This window comes from Chryseobacterium sp. RU37D, from assembly GCF_900156075.1.
In the GTDB taxonomy this organism is placed as follows: Bacteria; Bacteroidota; Bacteroidia; order Flavobacteriales; family Weeksellaceae; genus Chryseobacterium.
The window spans coordinates 106,267-124,021 of record NZ_FTMM01000007.1 but is presented as its reverse complement, the minus strand read 5'-3'; the positions used below and the strand labels follow the sequence as shown (position 1 = coordinate 124,021).

Sequence of the window (17,755 nt, the reverse complement as noted above, 5' to 3'; positions counted from 1 at the left end):
TATCACCAGCAGCAAATCTGGATGTAGCCGGAAATGTTAAAATAGCAGACGGAACCCAAGGAACTGGAAAAGTTTTAACCAGTGATGCTAATGGTTTAGCTAGTTGGAATAATACCCTATTTTCAGCAAATGGTCCATCATCATATGCTACAGCTTATCTGTTAGCAACTGGTGGTGGTAGTGTTTCATGGAATAATAATGCCGGATGGGCGGATTCTGGTACAATACCTCTAATATTAAATGAATCATCAGATCCACATAATGTTTATGACCCTACCACCGGTACTATAACTATCAATGAAGCTGGCGCATATTACATACGTGGAAATTTGTCTTTTCAAAATCCGCCTGCAGCAACTCCTGGTTTTGATGGTACCGCAGGTTCTTTTGATCTGATTATAACAGTAACACCTAGTGCAGGAGGAAGTGCTCGAGTGGTATCTGATAATCGCATGGTAGTATATAGAGGTACTAATAATTTTATAAGCTTCCCTATTGCTGGCTATCCTCCTTATTCACTATCAGTAGAATCAATTATAGTTGCATATCCTGGCGATAAGATTAATTTAGCTTATTATACTACAGGAGCAAAAAGTATGAATAATAATAATACATACCCAATTGTAGACAGAGCTCTTCCTACTAGTATATTAGTTTATAAACTCTAAATAGAATTTGTTTTTCAAATGTATGATGAGCAGACGAAAATAATCTTTTTTTTATTTCTAGTAAATGTAGTGTCCTTAAAATCTATGCATATTACAGGATTGTGACAGTTTAGATTCTAAAACTAAAGACTTCCAATAAAGAAATATCAATTTAGAATACTTTTAGAAACCGTCTAACAAACTTGAGAAAATCTACTGATGAACTAATAAATGATGTTAACTATCACTATACACTATATTATATTCTGTATCAGAGAAAGTAACCAGCGCAAAACAAACAATTAGTATTTTTATATAAATTATTGATAACCCTTGCCTTTAAGGGTTATTTTATTTCTATAAAGGCGATGTTTACTTAATTTATGAACTTGATCTGACGGATATTATTGTAAACAATATTCGTTCTTACTTCCATTTTTTCATAAATCTGGAAAGTAGTTAAGAAAATGTAGTTTTTTGATGATTATGATAAAATTAAAATTAATAAAACACGAAACTATTCCTACATTTTTTTCGCAAAAGTCACCATATTATTGCAATCCGTTTTGATAAATTGATTATACAAAATATCAGGTTTGATCGCTAATTGGAATCTAATTTTAATATAGTAATCATGAATATCATCGTGTAATAAAAAATAATTAAAAAAAGATAAGAAATGAAAAAAAAGATTTTCTCAATGATCTATGTTTTAGCTTTTGGGCTTGGTTTGAAATCTCAGACTTGTGCTTCAACAGCAAATATTCCCCCTAATGGTACTTTAAATATTAATGGAATAAATGTTACATCCTCTTCTATAGGAACTGAAAGTACAAATTTTGATATGTTTTGGGCAAGCTGCACTGTAAATGTTACTTTTAATACCGGCTCATTATTTGTGGGACAGAATGGAGCATGGTCAGAAACCTTAAATTTTGATAAACCTGTAAATGATTTAGTATTTTTGATTGCAGGTCTTGATCCAGGTGAAAATTATAATTTTATTTCTAATAACGGCAGCGTATCTATTACACCAATGAATACTTGTTATGCATCAATTAATGCTAATACCATTACATCAGTACAAGCTGGAGGTGGTGGAGTATTTAAAATTCATGCTCCTAATGGGTATCAACAATTAACAATTAATGATCCGGGTACTAATGGTAACGGTTCTTTATTGGCCGTTTGTTCCGCAAGCATCTTCTTAGGAACTGACGAAATTAATTCAAATACAAAGGATGATTTGGTAAGCATATACCCCAATCCTGTACAAAATAATTTCACAATTTCCTCTAAAGATAATTTAAGATCATATGAAATTTTTGATGAATCAGGAAGAAAAGTAATGAGCTCATCATTAAAAGGAAATAAACAAGAAGTAGATATTTCCTCTCTTATCAAAGGTAATTATATAGTTTCTATAGAGACAAAACAACGTAAAATAAATAAAAAAATTAGTAAAAACTAAGTGCAATAGTTATAATTTGATCCGATAGCTTGATTTTTTCTAAAATATTTCTCAGTTATTCAATACCATCCTTACTTTCAAAAGTAAGGATTTTTGTTTTTCTGCAATAGTTTACAATGAGTACTCTCTTTTAACGATCAACATCTTTGTGATATTAATATTTTTTCATAGCATCTGGGAAGCAATTAAGAAAATGTAGTTTTTTTGATGATTATCACAAAATTCAAATTAACGAAATGCACTACTATTTCTACTTATTTTTCTCAAAAGTCACCATATTTTCGCAATTCAATTTGATAGATTCGCTATGCAAAATATCCAATCGAAATCCTATTGGAATCTAATTTATTCAGTTTATACAGTAGATATAATACATATCATTTATATGAGAAATAAGAGATATAATTAAAACAAATAAAAAAACTAAGAAATGAAAAAAAAGATTTTCTCAATTATTTACGTTTTAGCTTTTGGAATCGGTTTAAAATCTCAGACTTGCACCACAGCCACAAACCTTCCTATTAATGGAACTTTAAATATTAATGGCGTAAATGTTACAGCATCTTCTACAGGGGATGTAGAAATGTATACTAGTGGTCTTAGTACAAACCCATCCTGCAACTTGAATAGCTTGAGTTTTCTCCCCAATGCACTATGGGCAGGAGGAAATTATGAAACATGGTCAGTAACCTTAAATTTTGATCAGCCAGTAAATGATGTAGTGTTTTTGATTAGAGGTAAATCTGATAGTGTTATCACAATGGATGGCACTTTTAATGAGAGTTTTAATTTCAGTTCTAATAGCGGAGGAATATCTATTACACCTATTAACTCATGTGGTTTCTCAACGAATTCTAATACTATAACAAGAATATTAGGTTCTACTAGTGGGGCATTTAAAATTCATGCATCTAGTGGGTATCAGCAATTAACAATTAATGGTCCGGGTGGTGATGCAGGCTCTGTATTAGGTGTTTGCTCTTCAAGTATCTTAGGAGTTGATGACATTAATTCAAATATGAAGGATGATTTGGTAAATATTTATCCAAATCCTGTACAAAATAATTTCACAATTTCCTCTAAAGATAATTTAAGATCATATGAAATTTTTGATGAATCAGGAAGAAAAGTAATGAGCTCATCATTAAAAGGAAATAAACAAGAAGTAGATATTTCCTCTCTTATCAAAGGTAATTATATAGTTTCTATAGAGACAAAACAACGTAAAATAAATAAAAAAATTAGTAAAAACTAAGATGTAATAGCCACAGTGTACTTGACAGTGTGGCTCTAAAAAAATTTGTCCATTAGTTAATATTGTCCTTACTTCAGAAGTAAGGATTTTTTATTTTTCTATACGCGTTTCCTATGATTACTTTTTTAATAATCAACCTTTTGTAATATCATCATCTTTTCGCGAGCATTTGTTTTGATAAAAAGAGAATTAACTGTAGTTTATTTTCATGATTATTGTAAGATTCTATTTAACAAAACATACTACTAATCCTACTTTCCTATCCCAAAGCTTGTCATATTTTCGCAATCCAAGTTTGATAAATTTAATATACAAAATACAAGACTGGATTCCTAATTAAAATCCTGCATATATAGTAGAAATAATGCCTATTAATTAAAAATAAAAACAGAAATGAAAAAAAAAATTTTCTCAATGATTTACGTTTTAGCTTTTGGAGTCGGTTTGAAATCTCAGACTTGCACTTCAACGGCAAATATCCCTCCTAATGGTACTTTAAATATTAATGGAGTAAATGTTACGTCTTCTTATACAGGGAGTGTAAGTTCATATTTTAATACCTGGTCAAGCTGCTCTGGAGCTATAAATTTTAATATTGGTTCACTATGGGTAGGGCAGAATGGAGTATGGACGTTAACCTTAAATTTTGATAAGCCCGTAAATGATTTAGTATTTTTGATTGGAGCTACCAATATAGGTGAAAGCTTTAGTTTCAATTCTAATAGCGGAGGAGTATCTATTACATCCATTAATTTCTGTAGTGTCTCAATTACTGCTAATACTATCACGGGTATAGCAGATACAAATGGAGGTGGAGGCGGAGTATTTAAAATTCATGCTCCTAGTGGATATACACAATTAACAATTAACGGTCCGGGTGGTAGTATAGGTTCTTTATTAGCTGCTTGCTCTGCAAGTATCTTAGGAGTTGATGAAATTAACTCAAGTACTAAAGATAATATGGTAAGCATTTATCCAAATCCTGTACAAAATAATTTCACAATTTCCTCTAAAGATAATTTAAAATCATATGAAATTTTTGATGAATCAGGAAGAAAAGTAATGAGTTCATCATTAAAAGGATATAAACAAGAAGTAGATATTTCCTCACTTATCAAAGGTAATTATATAGTTTCTATAGAGACAAAACAACATAAAATAAATAAAAAGTTTAGTAAAAATTAAGATGCAATAACCACAGTGTAATTGACAGTGTGGCTCTAAAAAATTTGTCCATTAGTTAATATTGTCCTTACTTTTGAAGTAAGGATTTTTTTTATGCAAGTTTATCATGATTACCTTTTTAAATCCCAGCGGATTTCCGAATTATTGGCTTCACCTAAAACATCATACCCCTAATATCATTATAAAATTGCATCTCTTTGGTGTACCAAAATAATAGCTTGAAATTAGAATTGAAAAAAGAAATGGCCCCAAATGTTCTTAAGACACTGAGGCCAATTTGTAGATTTTAGCTCCTTTATTTTAAGGTAAGGAAGACTTATTTCAATATTTCCGACCGTTTTACCAATCAAATTTTGTTTCTTAAAAAGTAACAAATTTAATATCTGGAAATCAAAACCCACGCAGAGCCCGTACTCTGTACCACAACTCCTCTTCCTAGATCGCTATTATTCAGCATATAATTAGAAAAATTTCCGCCGTTGATTCTGAATATTCCAGAAACAGTAACGTTTCCTACAGTATCATTTATTAAATTATAAATTTTCCCCTGATTAGAAATATTAGCAGCCGGAAGAGAAATATTTCCGCTAACAAGAATCGTATAATCATCATTCGCAACTGTTCCTGAAGCTAAAGTCCTTACTTTTTGATCCTCCGAAGAAACAATTTTTACCCATCGATTAACAGATGGATCTCCATTAAAATAATAATATCCCGTGGAAATCACGCCCAAAGTCTGCCCTGCAGGCGAAGAATCCGGAGCGGTTACATACACCAATGCTCCTGTTTGTGAAGAAGTGTAATTTTTTGTTTTCAACTGATTGGCAGAAATTCTCGGGGCAATGATTCCGTCAAATTTTCCATTATCCGAAGGATTTCCAACAACGTCTAATGTTGCACTTGGATTATTGGTATTAAACCCGACTTGGGCAGAAGCAAATGAGCCTATCAATAATAGGATAGGAAATAATTTTTTTGTCATTTTGTTCAAACTTGTTTTAAAGACAAAAATATTTTCTTAGTCAAATAAATCCTAAAGCTTTGAGTTAAAATTGATAAAACTCATACAATAAGACAGTCAAACCGACTGTCTTATTAATTTTTTTCGTTAAATTTCATTTTTTAATTAAAAAAATTCAAATCTATCAGCATTCATCACTTTTACCCAGGCATTTATAAAATCTCGAATAAATTTTTCCTGAGCATCAGAACTTGCATAAACCTCAGCAATAGCTCTCAATTCGGAATTAGACCCGAAAACAAGATCTGCTCGCGTAGCTGTCCACTTTTTTTCACCTGTCTTGCGATCAGTTCCTTCATACAACTCATCATCCAAGGACGACGATTTCCATTGAGTACCCATATCTAATAAGTTTACAAAAAAGTCATTAGTAAGAACCCCAGGCCTTCTTGTGAAAATCCCATGCAAAGAACCGTTAAAATTAGCATTCAAAGCTCTTAAGCCACCTACAAGCACAGTCAGCTCCGGAGCCGAAAGATTTAGCAACTGAGCCTTATCAATTAATAATGACTCCGTAGAAACTGAAAGTTTTCTCTTCAGATAATTCCTGAAACCATCTGCCATAGGCTCCAGATACCCCATCGATTCTACATCGGTTTGCTCCTGGGAAGCATCCATTCTACCAGGTACGAAAGGAACAATTAATGTCTGTCCTGCATCTTTAGCAGCTTTTTCAACCGCCGCACTTCCTCCCAGCACAATTAAATCAGCTAATGAAACTTTTTTACCAGACGTTTGATTTTCATTAAATTCTTTTTGAATATATTCTAAAACATTTAAAACTTTTTGAAGCTGGGTTGGATTGTTTACCGCCCAATATCTTTGGGGAGCCAATCTTATCCTCGCCCCGTTTGCCCCACCTCTTTTGTCGCTGTTTCTGAAAGTAGAAGCCGAAGCCCAAGCCGTTGAAACCAATTCAGACACACTTAAGCCAGAGCCTAAAATTTTTGATTTTAAAGCCTCTATATCAGAGTTATTGATCAATACATGGTCAACTTCCGGAATTGGATCTTGCCAGATTAGGTCTTCCTGAGGAACTTCAGAGCCCAGATAACGAGCTTTTGGCCCCATATCTCTGTGTGTCAACTTAAACCAAGCTCTTGCGAACGAATCAGCAAATGCCTCCGGATTTTCATAAAATCTTCTTGAAATTTTTTCATAAACAGGATCAAACCTCAACGAAAGGTCTGTCGTAAGCATTGTCGGCCTGTGTTTTTTATTAGGATTAAATGCATCAGGAATAATCTCCGCACCATTTTTTGCCACCCACTGATGAGCTCCGGCCGGACTTTTTGTCAGCTCCCATTCATTTTCAAAAAGGTTTTTGAAGAAATAATTACTCCATTGGGTAGGAGTTTCTGTCCAGGTAACTTCCAGTCCGCTGGAAATGGCATCTCCCCCTTTTCCCGACTTATAAGAACTATTCCAGCCAAAACCTTGCAATTCAATCCCCTCACCTTCAGGCTCTTTTCCTACGTGATCTGCAGGACCTGCGCCGTGGGTTTTCCCAAATGTATGTCCTCCCGCAATCAAAGCAACGGTTTCCTCATCATCCATCGCCATTCTTCCGAATGTATCACGAATATCCTTTGCTGCCGCAATGGGATCAGGATTTCCGTCCGGCCCTTCCGGGTTTACGTAAATCAAGCCCATTTGTACGGCTGCCAATGGCTTTTCCAAATCTCTTGTATGAATATCACCATCTGCATCGTCATCACTTGGAAGTACACCATGACTTTCTATAACACCGGGAGAACCTTGTGAATAACGGAGATCTCCCCCCAGCCATATCTTTTCCGAGCCCCAATACACATCCATATCAGGTTCCCAGACGTCTTCACGGCCTCCCGCAAAACCAAATGTCTTGAATCCCATAGATTCCAGGGCTACATTTCCAGTAAGAATCAACAGGTCGGCCCATGAAATTTTATTGCCATATTTTTGCTTGATCGGCCATAGTAATCTTCTTGCTTTATCCAGATTCACGTTATCAGGCCAGCTGTTCAGCGGGGCAAAACGCTGCTGTCCCGCTCCGGCTCCACCTCTTCCGTCACCTACCCGGTAGGTTCCTGCACTGTGCCATGCCATACGGATAAATAAAGGCCCGTAATGCCCAAAATCTGCAGGCCACCAATCCTGGGAGTCTATCATTAAAGCGTGAAGGTCTTTTTTCACAGCATCAAGGTCAAGGCTTTTAAAAGCTTCAGAATAGTTGAAGTCTTTGTCCATCGGGTTTGAAAGCCCGGAATGCTGACGGAGAATATCCACCCTGAGCTGATCCGGCCACCAATCCAAATTTTTGGTTCCGCCGCCTGCAACGCTTTGTTTTTTCATACTTCCGTTGTGAAACGGGCATTTACTGATGTCATTCAAATCTTTTTCCATTTGTTCAATTTTTTATGTTGACTACGTTAATATTTTTCTATAAAGCTTAAAGCTAAGTTACAATTGTTTAAATAATAAATACAATCTATTAAAAATATATTTACAATAGTTAAAAACAATAACTTTACTCAAATAAATTCAATTAAATAAAGAATTTTTGATAAGGTGTAAAAAATACCATATTTTAAAATTTAAGGTAATGAAATTTTACATGTATTCGATTAAATTAAAAGATATTAACAAACATTTAGAATAATTCAAATTACAGTTAATAATTTACCAAATTGAAAATTTTTATTTTATTAAAAATTAATTATCTTTATCTATTCGAAACATGAATTCAGGCATGAAAAAAATAATAACAGTTTTACTCGTAGCATTTATTATCATCCAGTTTTTCCCGATTGATAAGACGAATCCCGTTCCCACACCGGGAATGGATTTTTTGAGAATAAAAAACACTCCTCCGGAAGTGGCAGCCGTCATCACCAGCTCGTGCTACGACTGTCATTCCAACGAAACAAAATATCCCTGGTATTCTAATTTTGCCCCTGCTTCCTGGGTGTTGAAAAATCACATTAATGAAGGAAGGAAACATCTGAACTTTTCTACTTTTGCCGTTTACGAGCCAAAAAAGCAGGCACACAAATTGCAGGAATGTATAGAGATGATTGAAAAAAAAGAAATGCCTCTCGAATCTTACTTCGTTGGCCACCAGGATGCTAAGCTGACAGATGAACAAAGAAAAATTTTAATTAATTATTTCAAAAAAGAGAAATCTGAGACAGAGCGAAAAATGAATCTTTAAAACAAAATCATGGAAGAAAGTCTAGAAAACAAATATGTTGTATTTTTTGACGGGGATTGTGGAGTCTGCAATTTTTGGGTACAATGGATTTTGGGGAGAGATAAGAAAGATCAGTTCATGTTTGCTTCGCTACAATCTGATTTTGGACAAAAATTTTTATTTGAAAGGGGATTAAATACGAAAGTTTTCAATACAATGTATCTTTGGAAGCCGAATAAATATTACCTGCAAAAATCAGAAGCGGCTCTACAGATTGCCAATCTTATTGGAGGAATTTACAAGCTTTCATGGCTAGGAAAAATCATACCAAGCTTTTTAAGTGATAAAGTTTATGATGTTATTTCAAAAAACAGGATGAAGCTGGCCAATCAGAAATGTTACCTCCCGACACCGCACCAAAGGGCGAAGTTTATTTAGATAAAAAAAGACTACTCAATGATTAAGCAGCCTTTTTTATTTAAATTATTGATTCAAAGACCAAACAGAATAAGAATTCGGCGGACATTGGATTTTCACCCACTTATCGCCCTGCGTGGTAGGATACCAGCTGGAATGCCCTGTAAAATCTTTGATCTGCTGACTGCTCCAATTTGTCTCAATCCATCTTTCCTGCCAGCTTGAAGAATTATTAATGTAAACAACCAGCCCGGGGTTTCCGTTGTAGCCATTTCTTCTTGCGATATATTCGTCATTATCCGTATAAAGAATTGAGGTTGTACCGGTTGCCTTATTGTTGTGAATCCAGATCAGATTATTCAATCTTTCCTTACTTAGCCACTCTTCATAATCTCTGTAAAAAATCGTAGGATAACCTTCATGCGTTAAGATATAGGCATAGGCCAGCATTTTATTGTAAATGATATCGGTATCATGGTTTGTAACAAAAGTTACAGCTTTGAAAGGATTCCTTTTCCACATCATATCATCATTGAGCGCATTTAAATTCCCATTATCAAAGGCTTCATCCATCTTATAATATGCCGCAAAATCGAAGACGGAACTGTTGGCATTATTCGCCCACCATTCCAGCGTGTTGACATTAGAATCCCATAATTCTCCGACGGAAAATCCGCCCACATTTGAGTTCCAGTTATTCACAACCCACGGTCCGAAACCTTTTACATAATCGAATCTCCAACCGTCGAATTTCATGACATTTTTATAGTACTTTCCGACAGAATCATCCCTTCCCCAAAGCCAGTCCTGAACATAAGGATTCGCATGACACAGATCCGGAAAACCGCCGAAAGCGCCTTCATCATTATTTCCATAGGCATTTTTATAAAAATCATTGTAGCTTCTGGGGAATTTTCCAGAGGCTACTCCGGAAAAATCTGTCCATGTATTGGTTCCCGTGTACGGATTGGCCTGAGACTGCCCGCCGCTGTTATGATTGATAACAATATCTGCATAGACCTGCATATTTTCAGCATGAGCCTGTGTAATTAAAGCTTCCAGCTCTGTTCTTGATCCAAAACGTGTTTCCACACTTCCATTTTGATTAAAATTTCCAAAATCATAATAATCCGTAGGATCATACCCCATAGAATACGCTCCGTTTTGTGCTTTTGAAGCAGGAGGAAGCCAGATTGCACCGATTCCTGCATTCGACCAATCCGTAACTTTTCCTTTTACGGTATTCCACCAATTTCCGCCATCGGGAACATCCCAGTAAAAACCTTGCATCAAAACGCTACCTCCAGGTCCCGCAACGAATTTAGCATTAATGTTGGAGGAAGTTCCTGTGCTGAAAGGTCGACCATCATGGTTGGTAACATTCACCGTTTTGTTATGAACTTCCTGTTGTTTCGGATTTTCAACTGACATTTCATCATTATTCTGACAGGAATTAATAAGCCCTAAGCCTAGTAAAGAGAGTAAAAAGTGTGTTTTTTTCATATCGAAATTTTAATTATTAAACTATTAACGAAAATACAATTTTATTAAAATAAATTCTAATCGAAGTGAAATAATTTTCATTTTTACCAATAAACGTTACGAAAAGATTATTTAAATTTTTATAAAAAAACAATAAACTTTTAAGATTTTCGGTACAATTTTTCCATTAATCCATATATTTGCATACTATGGAATACAATACCCAAAAAACTCAGCTTCATTTGCCTGAATATGGCAGAATTATACAACAGTTGGTTGAACATTGCAAAGAACTTTCTACAAAAGAAGAAAGAAGCGAAATGGCAATGGCAATCATTGATTTTATGGGTCAGAGAAACCCCCAGCTCCGAGACGAAGAAAATTATAAACATAAGCTTTGGGATCATCTTTTTATTTTGGCTAATTATGATCTGGATGTAGACTCACCTTACCCCTTCCCGACCAGAGAACAACTTGCCGAAAGGCCCAAAAAGATGGAATACCCGAAACTTCAGGGCGATTTTAAATTCTACGGAAAAAGTATTCTTCAATTAATAGAAAAAGCAATCGAGCTAGAACAAGGTGACGAAAAAGAAGCCCTGATCGAAGTGATTGCCAACAATATGAAAAAGTCCTATAACGTATATAATAAAGAACACGTAACGGATGATGTCATCTTCCGCCACTTGAAAGAACTCTCCGAAAACAGACTGGATCTCACGGGAATCGAAACGCTGGAGAAGAGTAAAATCTATTACACAAACAGTAACAACAGAAATAATAACAATAACCGAAATAATAGTAAAAACCAGTCTAATAAAAAGAGACACAACAACAATAATCATAAAAACAGAAAGTAAATGAGTGGTACATTTCAAATAAGAGGGGGAAAAAGACTGCATGGTGAAATCACTCCACAAGGAGCAAAAAATGAAGCTCTACAGATTCTTTGTGCCGTTCTACTGACGAATGATGAAGTAAGAATTAAAAACATTCCGGATATCCATGATGTAAACAGACTGATTGAGATTTTGGGTGATTTTGGAGTAAAAGTGACTAAAAATGGACAAGGAGATTTTACCTTCAAGGCAGATAAGGTTAATTTTGACTATATAAAATCCAACGAATTTAAAAAAGATGGAGCCAAGCTGAGAGGTTCTATCATGCTGATGGGCCCAATGCTAGCAAGATACGGAGAAGCTTACATGCCGACTCCCGGAGGTGACAAGATCGGAAGAAGAAGATTAGACACTCACTTTCAAGGACTTGTAGAGCTTGGTGCAGAGTTTAATTATGACGAAGAGGAATATTTTTATTCATTAAAAGCCAAAGAGCTCAGAGGAAAATTCATCCTGCTCGAAGAAGCTTCTGTCACAGGAACAGCCAATATTGTAATGGCTGCAGCTTTGGCAAAAGGAAAAACCAGAATTTACAACGCTGCCTGTGAGCCTTACCTTCAGCAGCTTTGCAAAATGCTGAACAGAATGGGAGCGAATATCTCAGGAATCGGTTCTAATTTATTGACCATCGAAGGAGTGGAATATCTCCACGGAACTGAACACACTATGCTTCCGGATATGGTAGAAATCGGGTCTTGGATAGGCCTTGCCGCCATGACGAAATCTGAAATTACCATTAAAAATGTCAACTGGAACCAACTAGGTGTTATTCCCAATACTTTCAGAAAATTAGGAATCCAGCTTGAGCAAAGTAATGATGACATTTTCATCCCGGCTCAGGAAAATTATAAAATCCAGAAGTTTATTGATGGATCCATTTTAACAATTTCTGATGCACCCTGGCCAGGGTTTACCCCAGATTTGCTATCTATTATTTTAGTAGTAGCAACCCAGGCAAAAGGAAGCATCTTGGTACATCAGAAAATGTTTGAATCAAGATTATTCTTCGTTGATAAACTAATTGATATGGGAGCTCAGATTATTCTTTGTGATCCGCACAGAGCAACGGTAATTGGGCTGAATCAGGAAACTCCGCTGCGTGGGACAACCATGGTTTCACCGGACATCAGAGCCGGAAATGCCCTTTTGATTGCCGCACTTTCCGCAGAAGGAAAATCAATCATTCACAATATTGAGCAAATCGACAGAGGATATGAAAATATTGACGGAAGACTGCGAGCAATTGGAGCCGATATCGAGAGAATTTGATAAGTTTCAGGCTAAAAGCTTTAAACTAAACAAATTATAAAATAAAAGCGTTCGGTTTTCACTGAACGCTTTTTTTTGTAATTAAAACTATATGAATGGTTTATGAATACTTTCTGCATATGTATTCTACATTAGTATTCAAAAGTTTATTTTTATTAAGATAAAACTCCAGCTGCTCATAATCATCAGAATTGACATTGATATAAAGCTGGACAGAACCAAAGCTGTTTCCTTTAGAATCATATTCCACATTAGCCGATAGCACCCTGTGACAAATTCCGAATTTATTATAAATAGTATTCATCAAATGCTCAAATTTCATTTTACCATTCAATTCTATTTCCAGTACAAACTCATTTTTTGGCAGGTTTAGTTTGTTTTGTAAAACCTGCAGATTAGGATTAGGTGTAATCATAACTAAACATTTTGGCTCATATTAAGATCTCCTCACGATGAGTAAATCTTTAGCAAAAATATAAAAATTTATTAGTCTACCAAATTAGTAGGATAATATTTTTAATTAAATATATTTCTTTAAAGTTTAATTTTGTCTAAAATTAATGTGGATTCTAAATATTGTATGAATGAATAGCGGAAAAAGCTTAAAATAAAAATTTAAACAAATCTTTTATTTCAATTCCTTAATTCTTTCCAGCTTATCGGAAGCCGCCAAACCATTTGGATTGCATCCTAACTCACCTTCAGGAACTGCTAAATTTTTCCCATGATAAAATTCTTTCCAAAAAGTATTTGTATTTCCAGTTTTGGGGTCAATGAAAGTCATGGGTTCGAGTTTGAAAATATGGTCATTTCTGAAAGCTCTTTCTACAAAATCTGAACAGTAATACGAATTTTCATCCAAAATATAATTAAAATTGTAGGGCTTGCCCAACATAGACTCTGCCTTTTCTATAGCTTCCGGAATTGCATTCTGATATTGCTCCCTTAAGCGATAAACAATCACTTTCTGACCTTCCTCAGACTGATCTTTCAGAAAATCTTTTAAAGCCTGCTTCTGAGCACCGCCCTTTGGAGCAGCATGAAGAACGAAAATTCCATTATCTGCTTTTTCTAAAATACCTATATGATCAAATGGAGCATTTTCTTCTTTTTGAGTAACATTATTGATAGCACCGGATAAGCCAGTCTGCTTAGCGGTGACGAAAAGTAAATCCCCATTTCGAAGGTCTGAAGCAACAGAATTTTTACAGCTTAAAAATAAATTTATAAGAAAAAAAACCGCAAATAATTTCAGGAATATTTTATTTTTTAAAATTTGATTCATAACAATCTATCCAATCCTGTACTGTCATTTTTTTGCTCACCTCAGCCAATAATTCCAAAGGAATATCATCCATTTTTTTGAAGCGGACACAGGATTTTCCCATATCCAGTTTTCTTTTGGAGTGTTTTGGAAACTCTTCAACAAACCAGCTTAATAATTCCGGTTTTGCATACATTCCCATGTGATAAAATGCGATAAAATTCTTCTGGGAAGCCAGCGCCATAAACGGTAGCGGGGATCCCGGTGTGCAGTGGTATCCGGCAGGATAAATTTCCAGCGGAACGCCCCACCCTACCATTCCGTAGCTGATACTTTCACGAAACCCTTCCGGTAAATTATCATTAATGGTTTCAACTATTCTTTTGAAAATATTCTGTCTTTCTTCGGGAATTTTTGAAATGTAATCTTCTACGGATAAGGCTTGAATCTGCATACTGTAAAGTTTTTAATAATTCTTCAAATTAACAAAATTTAAATGAAAAACTTGTTTAAACCTTTTAGGAGCAATTTCCCTCTTTTCACTATGTCTTTTCTTTTGTTTTACTTCGCTACACAAAAGGATGCCGTTACAATGGGACTATGGTTATCATCCCCTATTTAAGCAAGAGGAAAGATCTTTGAAAATAAAAAGTTTAAACAGATTTGAAATTAGTTTTAAATCAAATAAAAAACAGCTAAACAAATTGTCTAGCTGCTTACGTAAAAATTATTATATCGAACTCACGTTAAAATAATTGAAAAATTACGAATTGCAAAAAATCATTAATAAACAAGCAACATTTTATTATTGAGAAATTAAATCTTATTTTTGCTATACAAATTTTTGAACAATGCCGAATATTTCAAACAGAGCACAACACATGCCGCCGTCGCCGGTAAGAAAACTGGTTCCCTTTGCCCTGAAAGCAAAACAAAAAGGAATAAAAGTATATCACCTCAATATCGGGCAGCCAGATATTGAAACTCCGGAAACAGCTCTTAATGCTTTAAAAAATATAGACTTAAAAGTCTTGGAATATGCTCTTTCTGAAGGCAATATAGAATATAGAAAAGTACTTACGGAATATTATCATTCATTAGGCTTTACAGATCTTACAACTGATAATTTCATTGTGACAAACGGAGGTTCAGAAGCATTAAACTTTGCGGTATCAACTCTGTGTGATGATGGTGATGAGGTAATCATTCCTGAACCTTATTATGCTAATTACAATGGCTTTACAAGCACATTCAATGTACATGTAGTTGCCGTACCTTCTACTATTGATACAGGGTTTGCCCTTCCTCCTATTGAAGAATTTGAAAAAAAAATCACTGATAAAACAAGAGCAATCATCATCTGTAACCCGGGAAACCCTACAGGATACCTATACACCCGTGAAGAACTTCAGAAGCTGGCAGATATTGCTTTAAAACATGACATTGTGGTGATTTCCGACGAAGTATACCGAGAATATGTGTATGACGGAAAGCAGCAGATTTCCATGTTCGCATTCCCGGAGCTAAGCGAAAACTGTATCATTATTGATTCAGAATCTAAACGTTACTCAATGTGCGGCGTAAGAATCGGATGTATGATTACTCGTTCCAAAAAAATCCACGATGCAGCAATGCTTTTTGCCCAGGCAAGATTAAGTCCTGTTTTATTAGGACAAATAGCCGCTACTGCTGCCCACCAGAATGATGGAGCTTACATCAGAGCGGTAAGAGAGGAATATACCCACAGAAGAAACGTTTTAGTGGATTTACTAAATGCCATTCCCGGTGTTATTTGTCCAAAGCCAAAAGGAGCTTTCTACTGTGTGGCAGAATTACCTGTTGATAACACTGAAAAATTCGCTCAATGGTTACTGGAAAGCTATTCCAATCACAATGAAACCATTATGGTGGCGCCTGCAGGAGGATTTTATAGCAACCCAGAATTAGGGAAAAAACAGGTAAGAATTGCTTATGTTTTAAAAGAAGAAGATTTAAAGAGAAGTATGGCGATCCTGAAAGATGCTCTTGAAAAATATAAATCTGAATTTAGTCTTTAATTAAAATTACAAATATCATGTCAGCGATAAAAAATATAGGATTGAAACTCTCCGCACCTGTTCTTTTATTGCTGATATTTTTTTCCTGTGATTATAAAAAAAGTGAAAACATTTTTTCAAAAAAACCAAACGAAATTATTTCTATCAAATATTCGGAAATTGGAGGAGAGCTTGGGAACTACAAAATAGTTGAAGTCACCAAAGACTCCATTCATATGGAAACCGGCAGCACCCATACCAAAGCCCATAAAGAGTGGAAATCCAAAAATACTCCCCAAATCTGGAACCGCCTCACTTCTACCTTGGACGTGAGAACTTTAGATAAAATCAAAAGTTCACCGAGCCAGCAATCCGTAGACGGAATTGATGAAACCTTCCAGATCAGAACTCCGAAAAAATATCATGCTTACGTAAATGCTTATGTTGACACAATTTACTACAAACAGCTTCAGAAGTTAAAAGATCAGATTCTAAATATCCTTCCTTAAGAATATAAATAAACCAATGCACGAAAATTTTTCACTTAAGCCATATAATACTTTTGGTGTTGGTGCCAATGCAGCCTATTTCACTAAAGTAAACACCGTCGAAGAACTAAAGGAAGCTTTACATTTTTCAAATTCCGAAGCTCTTCCTCTTCTTTTTTTAGGCGGCGGAAGCAATATCCTGCTCACAAAAGATTTTGACGGGCTGGCCATTCAATTAAATCTGAAAGGCATTCATGAAGATCTCATCAACGAAGAAGAAGCCTTGGTGACAGCAAAAGCAGGTGAAAACTGGCACGAATTCGTTCTTTTCTGTCTTGAAAAAAACTTGGGCGGCCTTGAAAATTTATCCCTGATCCCGGGGAATGTAGGAACTTCACCCATACAAAATATTGGTGCGTACGGAACAGAAATTAAAGACATCTTCGTAAACTGTACCGTTCTGAACCTTAAAAGCCTTCAGCTGGAGATCTTTAATCTTGAACAATGTAAATTCGGGTACAGAGATTCCATATTCAAGCAGGAAGGAAAGGGAAAGTATGTAATATTGGAAGTCACATTCAAACTTACAAGACGCAACCACATTATACAAAACGAATACGGCGCTATCACATCAGAGCTCGAGAATATGGGCATTAAAAACCCGACAATTCAGGATGTATCAAAAGCTGTTATCAATATCAGACAAAGTAAATTACCTGACCCCAAAGAAATTGGAAATGCGGGAAGTTTCTTTAAAAACCCAACAATTCCTTTAACGCAATTTGAGGAGCTACAACAAAAATTTGAAAATATTCCTGGCTATCCAAACAACGACTTTGTAAAAATTCCGGCTGGCTGGCTGATCGAGCAATGTGGATGGAAAGGAAAGCAAATCGGAAATGTAGCATCCCATAAACTTCAAGCCTTAGTAATTATCAATGCAACCGGAAATGCGACAGGAAAGGAAATTTTTGATTTTTCGACAGAAATTATCAATTCTGTGAAAGAGAAATTTGGAATTGAGCTAGAAAGAGAAGTGAATATTATTTAATAATTTTAATAATTCAGATGCTCCGACTTCGCTCAGTACGACATCCCTAATACTAACACCTAAATTCAACGTTCTAATTGCACTTGCCGTGCTGAGCC

General features: G+C 35.2%; 16 protein-coding genes and 1 pseudogene. 11 read left to right on the top strand and 6 right to left on the bottom strand.

The genetic code is table 11. The annotated features are described in order from the left end of the window. The 4 genes and pseudogenes from BW926_RS05365 to BW926_RS05350 form a co-directional block, all read left to right on the top strand. Positions 1-668 (top strand): annotated as a pseudogene (locus tag BW926_RS05365) (hypothetical protein); the annotation flags it as partial. A gap of 658 nt (positions 669-1,326) precedes the next feature. After that, the gene (locus tag BW926_RS05360; protein WP_083672266.1) at positions 1,327-2,118 is read left to right on the top strand and encodes a T9SS type A sorting domain-containing protein; all 792 of its coding nucleotides are present in this window, start codon (positions 1,327-1,329) and stop codon (positions 2,116-2,118) included. Between the two features lie 430 nt (positions 2,119-2,548). Continuing rightward, positions 2,549-3,373 carry a T9SS type A sorting domain-containing protein gene (locus tag BW926_RS05355; RefSeq protein WP_076444903.1) on the top strand — a complete coding sequence of 275 codons (825 nt, stop codon included), beginning with the start codon at positions 2,549-2,551 and terminating at the stop codon, positions 3,371-3,373. 393 nt (positions 3,374-3,766) lie between these two features. Continuing rightward, a complete protein-coding gene (locus tag BW926_RS05350; RefSeq protein ID WP_076444901.1) occupies positions 3,767-4,558 on the top strand; it encodes a T9SS type A sorting domain-containing protein in 792 nt (263 codons plus the stop codon). A gap of 376 nt (positions 4,559-4,934) precedes the next feature. Here the strand turns inward: BW926_RS05350 and BW926_RS05345 are convergent, their stop codons facing one another. Both BW926_RS05345 and katG read right to left on the bottom strand, forming a co-directional pair. Further along, positions 4,935-5,540, bottom strand: coding sequence for a hypothetical protein (locus tag BW926_RS05345; RefSeq protein WP_076444899.1), 606 nt, complete (start codon positions 5,538-5,540; stop codon positions 4,935-4,937). Between the two features lie 144 nt (positions 5,541-5,684). Beyond that, positions 5,685-7,964: a catalase/peroxidase HPI gene (gene katG / locus BW926_RS05340; protein WP_076444897.1), complete on the bottom strand. Its 2,280-nt coding sequence runs from the start codon at positions 7,962-7,964 to the stop codon at positions 5,685-5,687. Between the two features lie 346 nt (positions 7,965-8,310). On the opposite strand from katG, the gene BW926_RS05335 reads away from it, so the two are divergent. Next, on the top strand, positions 8,311-8,772 hold the full coding sequence (locus BW926_RS05335) for a heme-binding domain-containing protein (protein ID WP_076444921.1): 462 nt from the start codon (positions 8,311-8,313) through the stop codon (positions 8,770-8,772). A 9-nt stretch (positions 8,773-8,781) separates the two neighbouring features. Next, positions 8,782-9,189, top strand: coding sequence for a thiol-disulfide oxidoreductase DCC family protein (locus tag BW926_RS05330; RefSeq protein WP_076444895.1), 408 nt, complete (start codon positions 8,782-8,784; stop codon positions 9,187-9,189). A gap of 45 nt (positions 9,190-9,234) precedes the next feature. On the opposite strand, the gene BW926_RS05325 is transcribed toward BW926_RS05330, so the two are convergent. Then, positions 9,235-10,671: an alpha-amylase gene (locus BW926_RS05325; protein WP_076444893.1), complete on the bottom strand. Its 1,437-nt coding sequence runs from the start codon at positions 10,669-10,671 to the stop codon at positions 9,235-9,237. A gap of 188 nt (positions 10,672-10,859) precedes the next feature. Between BW926_RS05325 and BW926_RS05320 the strand changes: the two genes are divergently transcribed. Then, complete coding sequence (locus BW926_RS05320; protein WP_076444891.1) at positions 10,860-11,510, top strand: DUF4290 domain-containing protein; 651 nt, start codon at positions 10,860-10,862, stop codon at positions 11,508-11,510. Beyond that, positions 11,511-12,818, top strand: coding sequence for a UDP-N-acetylglucosamine 1-carboxyvinyltransferase (gene murA, locus BW926_RS05315; RefSeq protein WP_076444889.1), 1,308 nt, complete (start codon positions 11,511-11,513; stop codon positions 12,816-12,818). 100 nt (positions 12,819-12,918) lie between these two features. Here murA and BW926_RS05310 read toward each other — a convergent pair whose 3' ends face one another. The 3 genes from BW926_RS05310 to BW926_RS05300 all read right to left on the bottom strand — a co-directional run bounded on the left by BW926_RS05310 (position 12,919) and on the right by BW926_RS05300 (position 14,536). Continuing rightward, positions 12,919-13,233: a cysteine methyltransferase gene (locus tag BW926_RS05310; protein ID WP_076444887.1), complete on the bottom strand. Its 315-nt coding sequence runs from the start codon at positions 13,231-13,233 to the stop codon at positions 12,919-12,921. A gap of 213 nt (positions 13,234-13,446) precedes the next feature. Beyond that, positions 13,447-14,103, bottom strand: a complete 657-nt coding sequence (locus tag BW926_RS05305; protein ID WP_083672265.1) for a YiiX/YebB-like N1pC/P60 family cysteine hydrolase — start codon at positions 14,101-14,103, stop codon at positions 13,447-13,449. Next, the gene (locus tag BW926_RS05300) at positions 14,081-14,536 is read right to left on the bottom strand and encodes a DUF1801 domain-containing protein (RefSeq protein ID WP_076444885.1); all 456 of its coding nucleotides are present in this window, start codon (positions 14,534-14,536) and stop codon (positions 14,081-14,083) included. The genes BW926_RS05305 and BW926_RS05300 overlap by 23 nt, the downstream gene beginning before the upstream one ends. Before the next feature lie 397 nt (positions 14,537-14,933). Between BW926_RS05300 and BW926_RS05295 the strand changes: the two genes are divergently transcribed. Genes BW926_RS05295 through murB form a run of 3 tightly spaced genes read left to right on the top strand, consistent with a single transcriptional unit; the run spans position 14,934 to position 17,657 of the window. After that, the gene (locus BW926_RS05295) at positions 14,934-16,139 is read left to right on the top strand and encodes a pyridoxal phosphate-dependent aminotransferase (RefSeq protein ID WP_076444883.1); all 1,206 of its coding nucleotides are present in this window, start codon (positions 14,934-14,936) and stop codon (positions 16,137-16,139) included. 17 nt (positions 16,140-16,156) lie between these two features. Continuing rightward, positions 16,157-16,627 carry a hypothetical protein gene (locus tag BW926_RS05290; protein WP_076444881.1) on the top strand — a complete coding sequence of 157 codons (471 nt, stop codon included), beginning with the start codon at positions 16,157-16,159 and terminating at the stop codon, positions 16,625-16,627. A 16-nt stretch (positions 16,628-16,643) separates the two neighbouring features. Further along, positions 16,644-17,657 carry a UDP-N-acetylmuramate dehydrogenase gene (gene murB / locus BW926_RS05285; protein WP_076444879.1) on the top strand — a complete coding sequence of 338 codons (1,014 nt, stop codon included), beginning with the start codon at positions 16,644-16,646 and terminating at the stop codon, positions 17,655-17,657. Positions 17,658-17,755 lie beyond the last annotated feature (98 nt).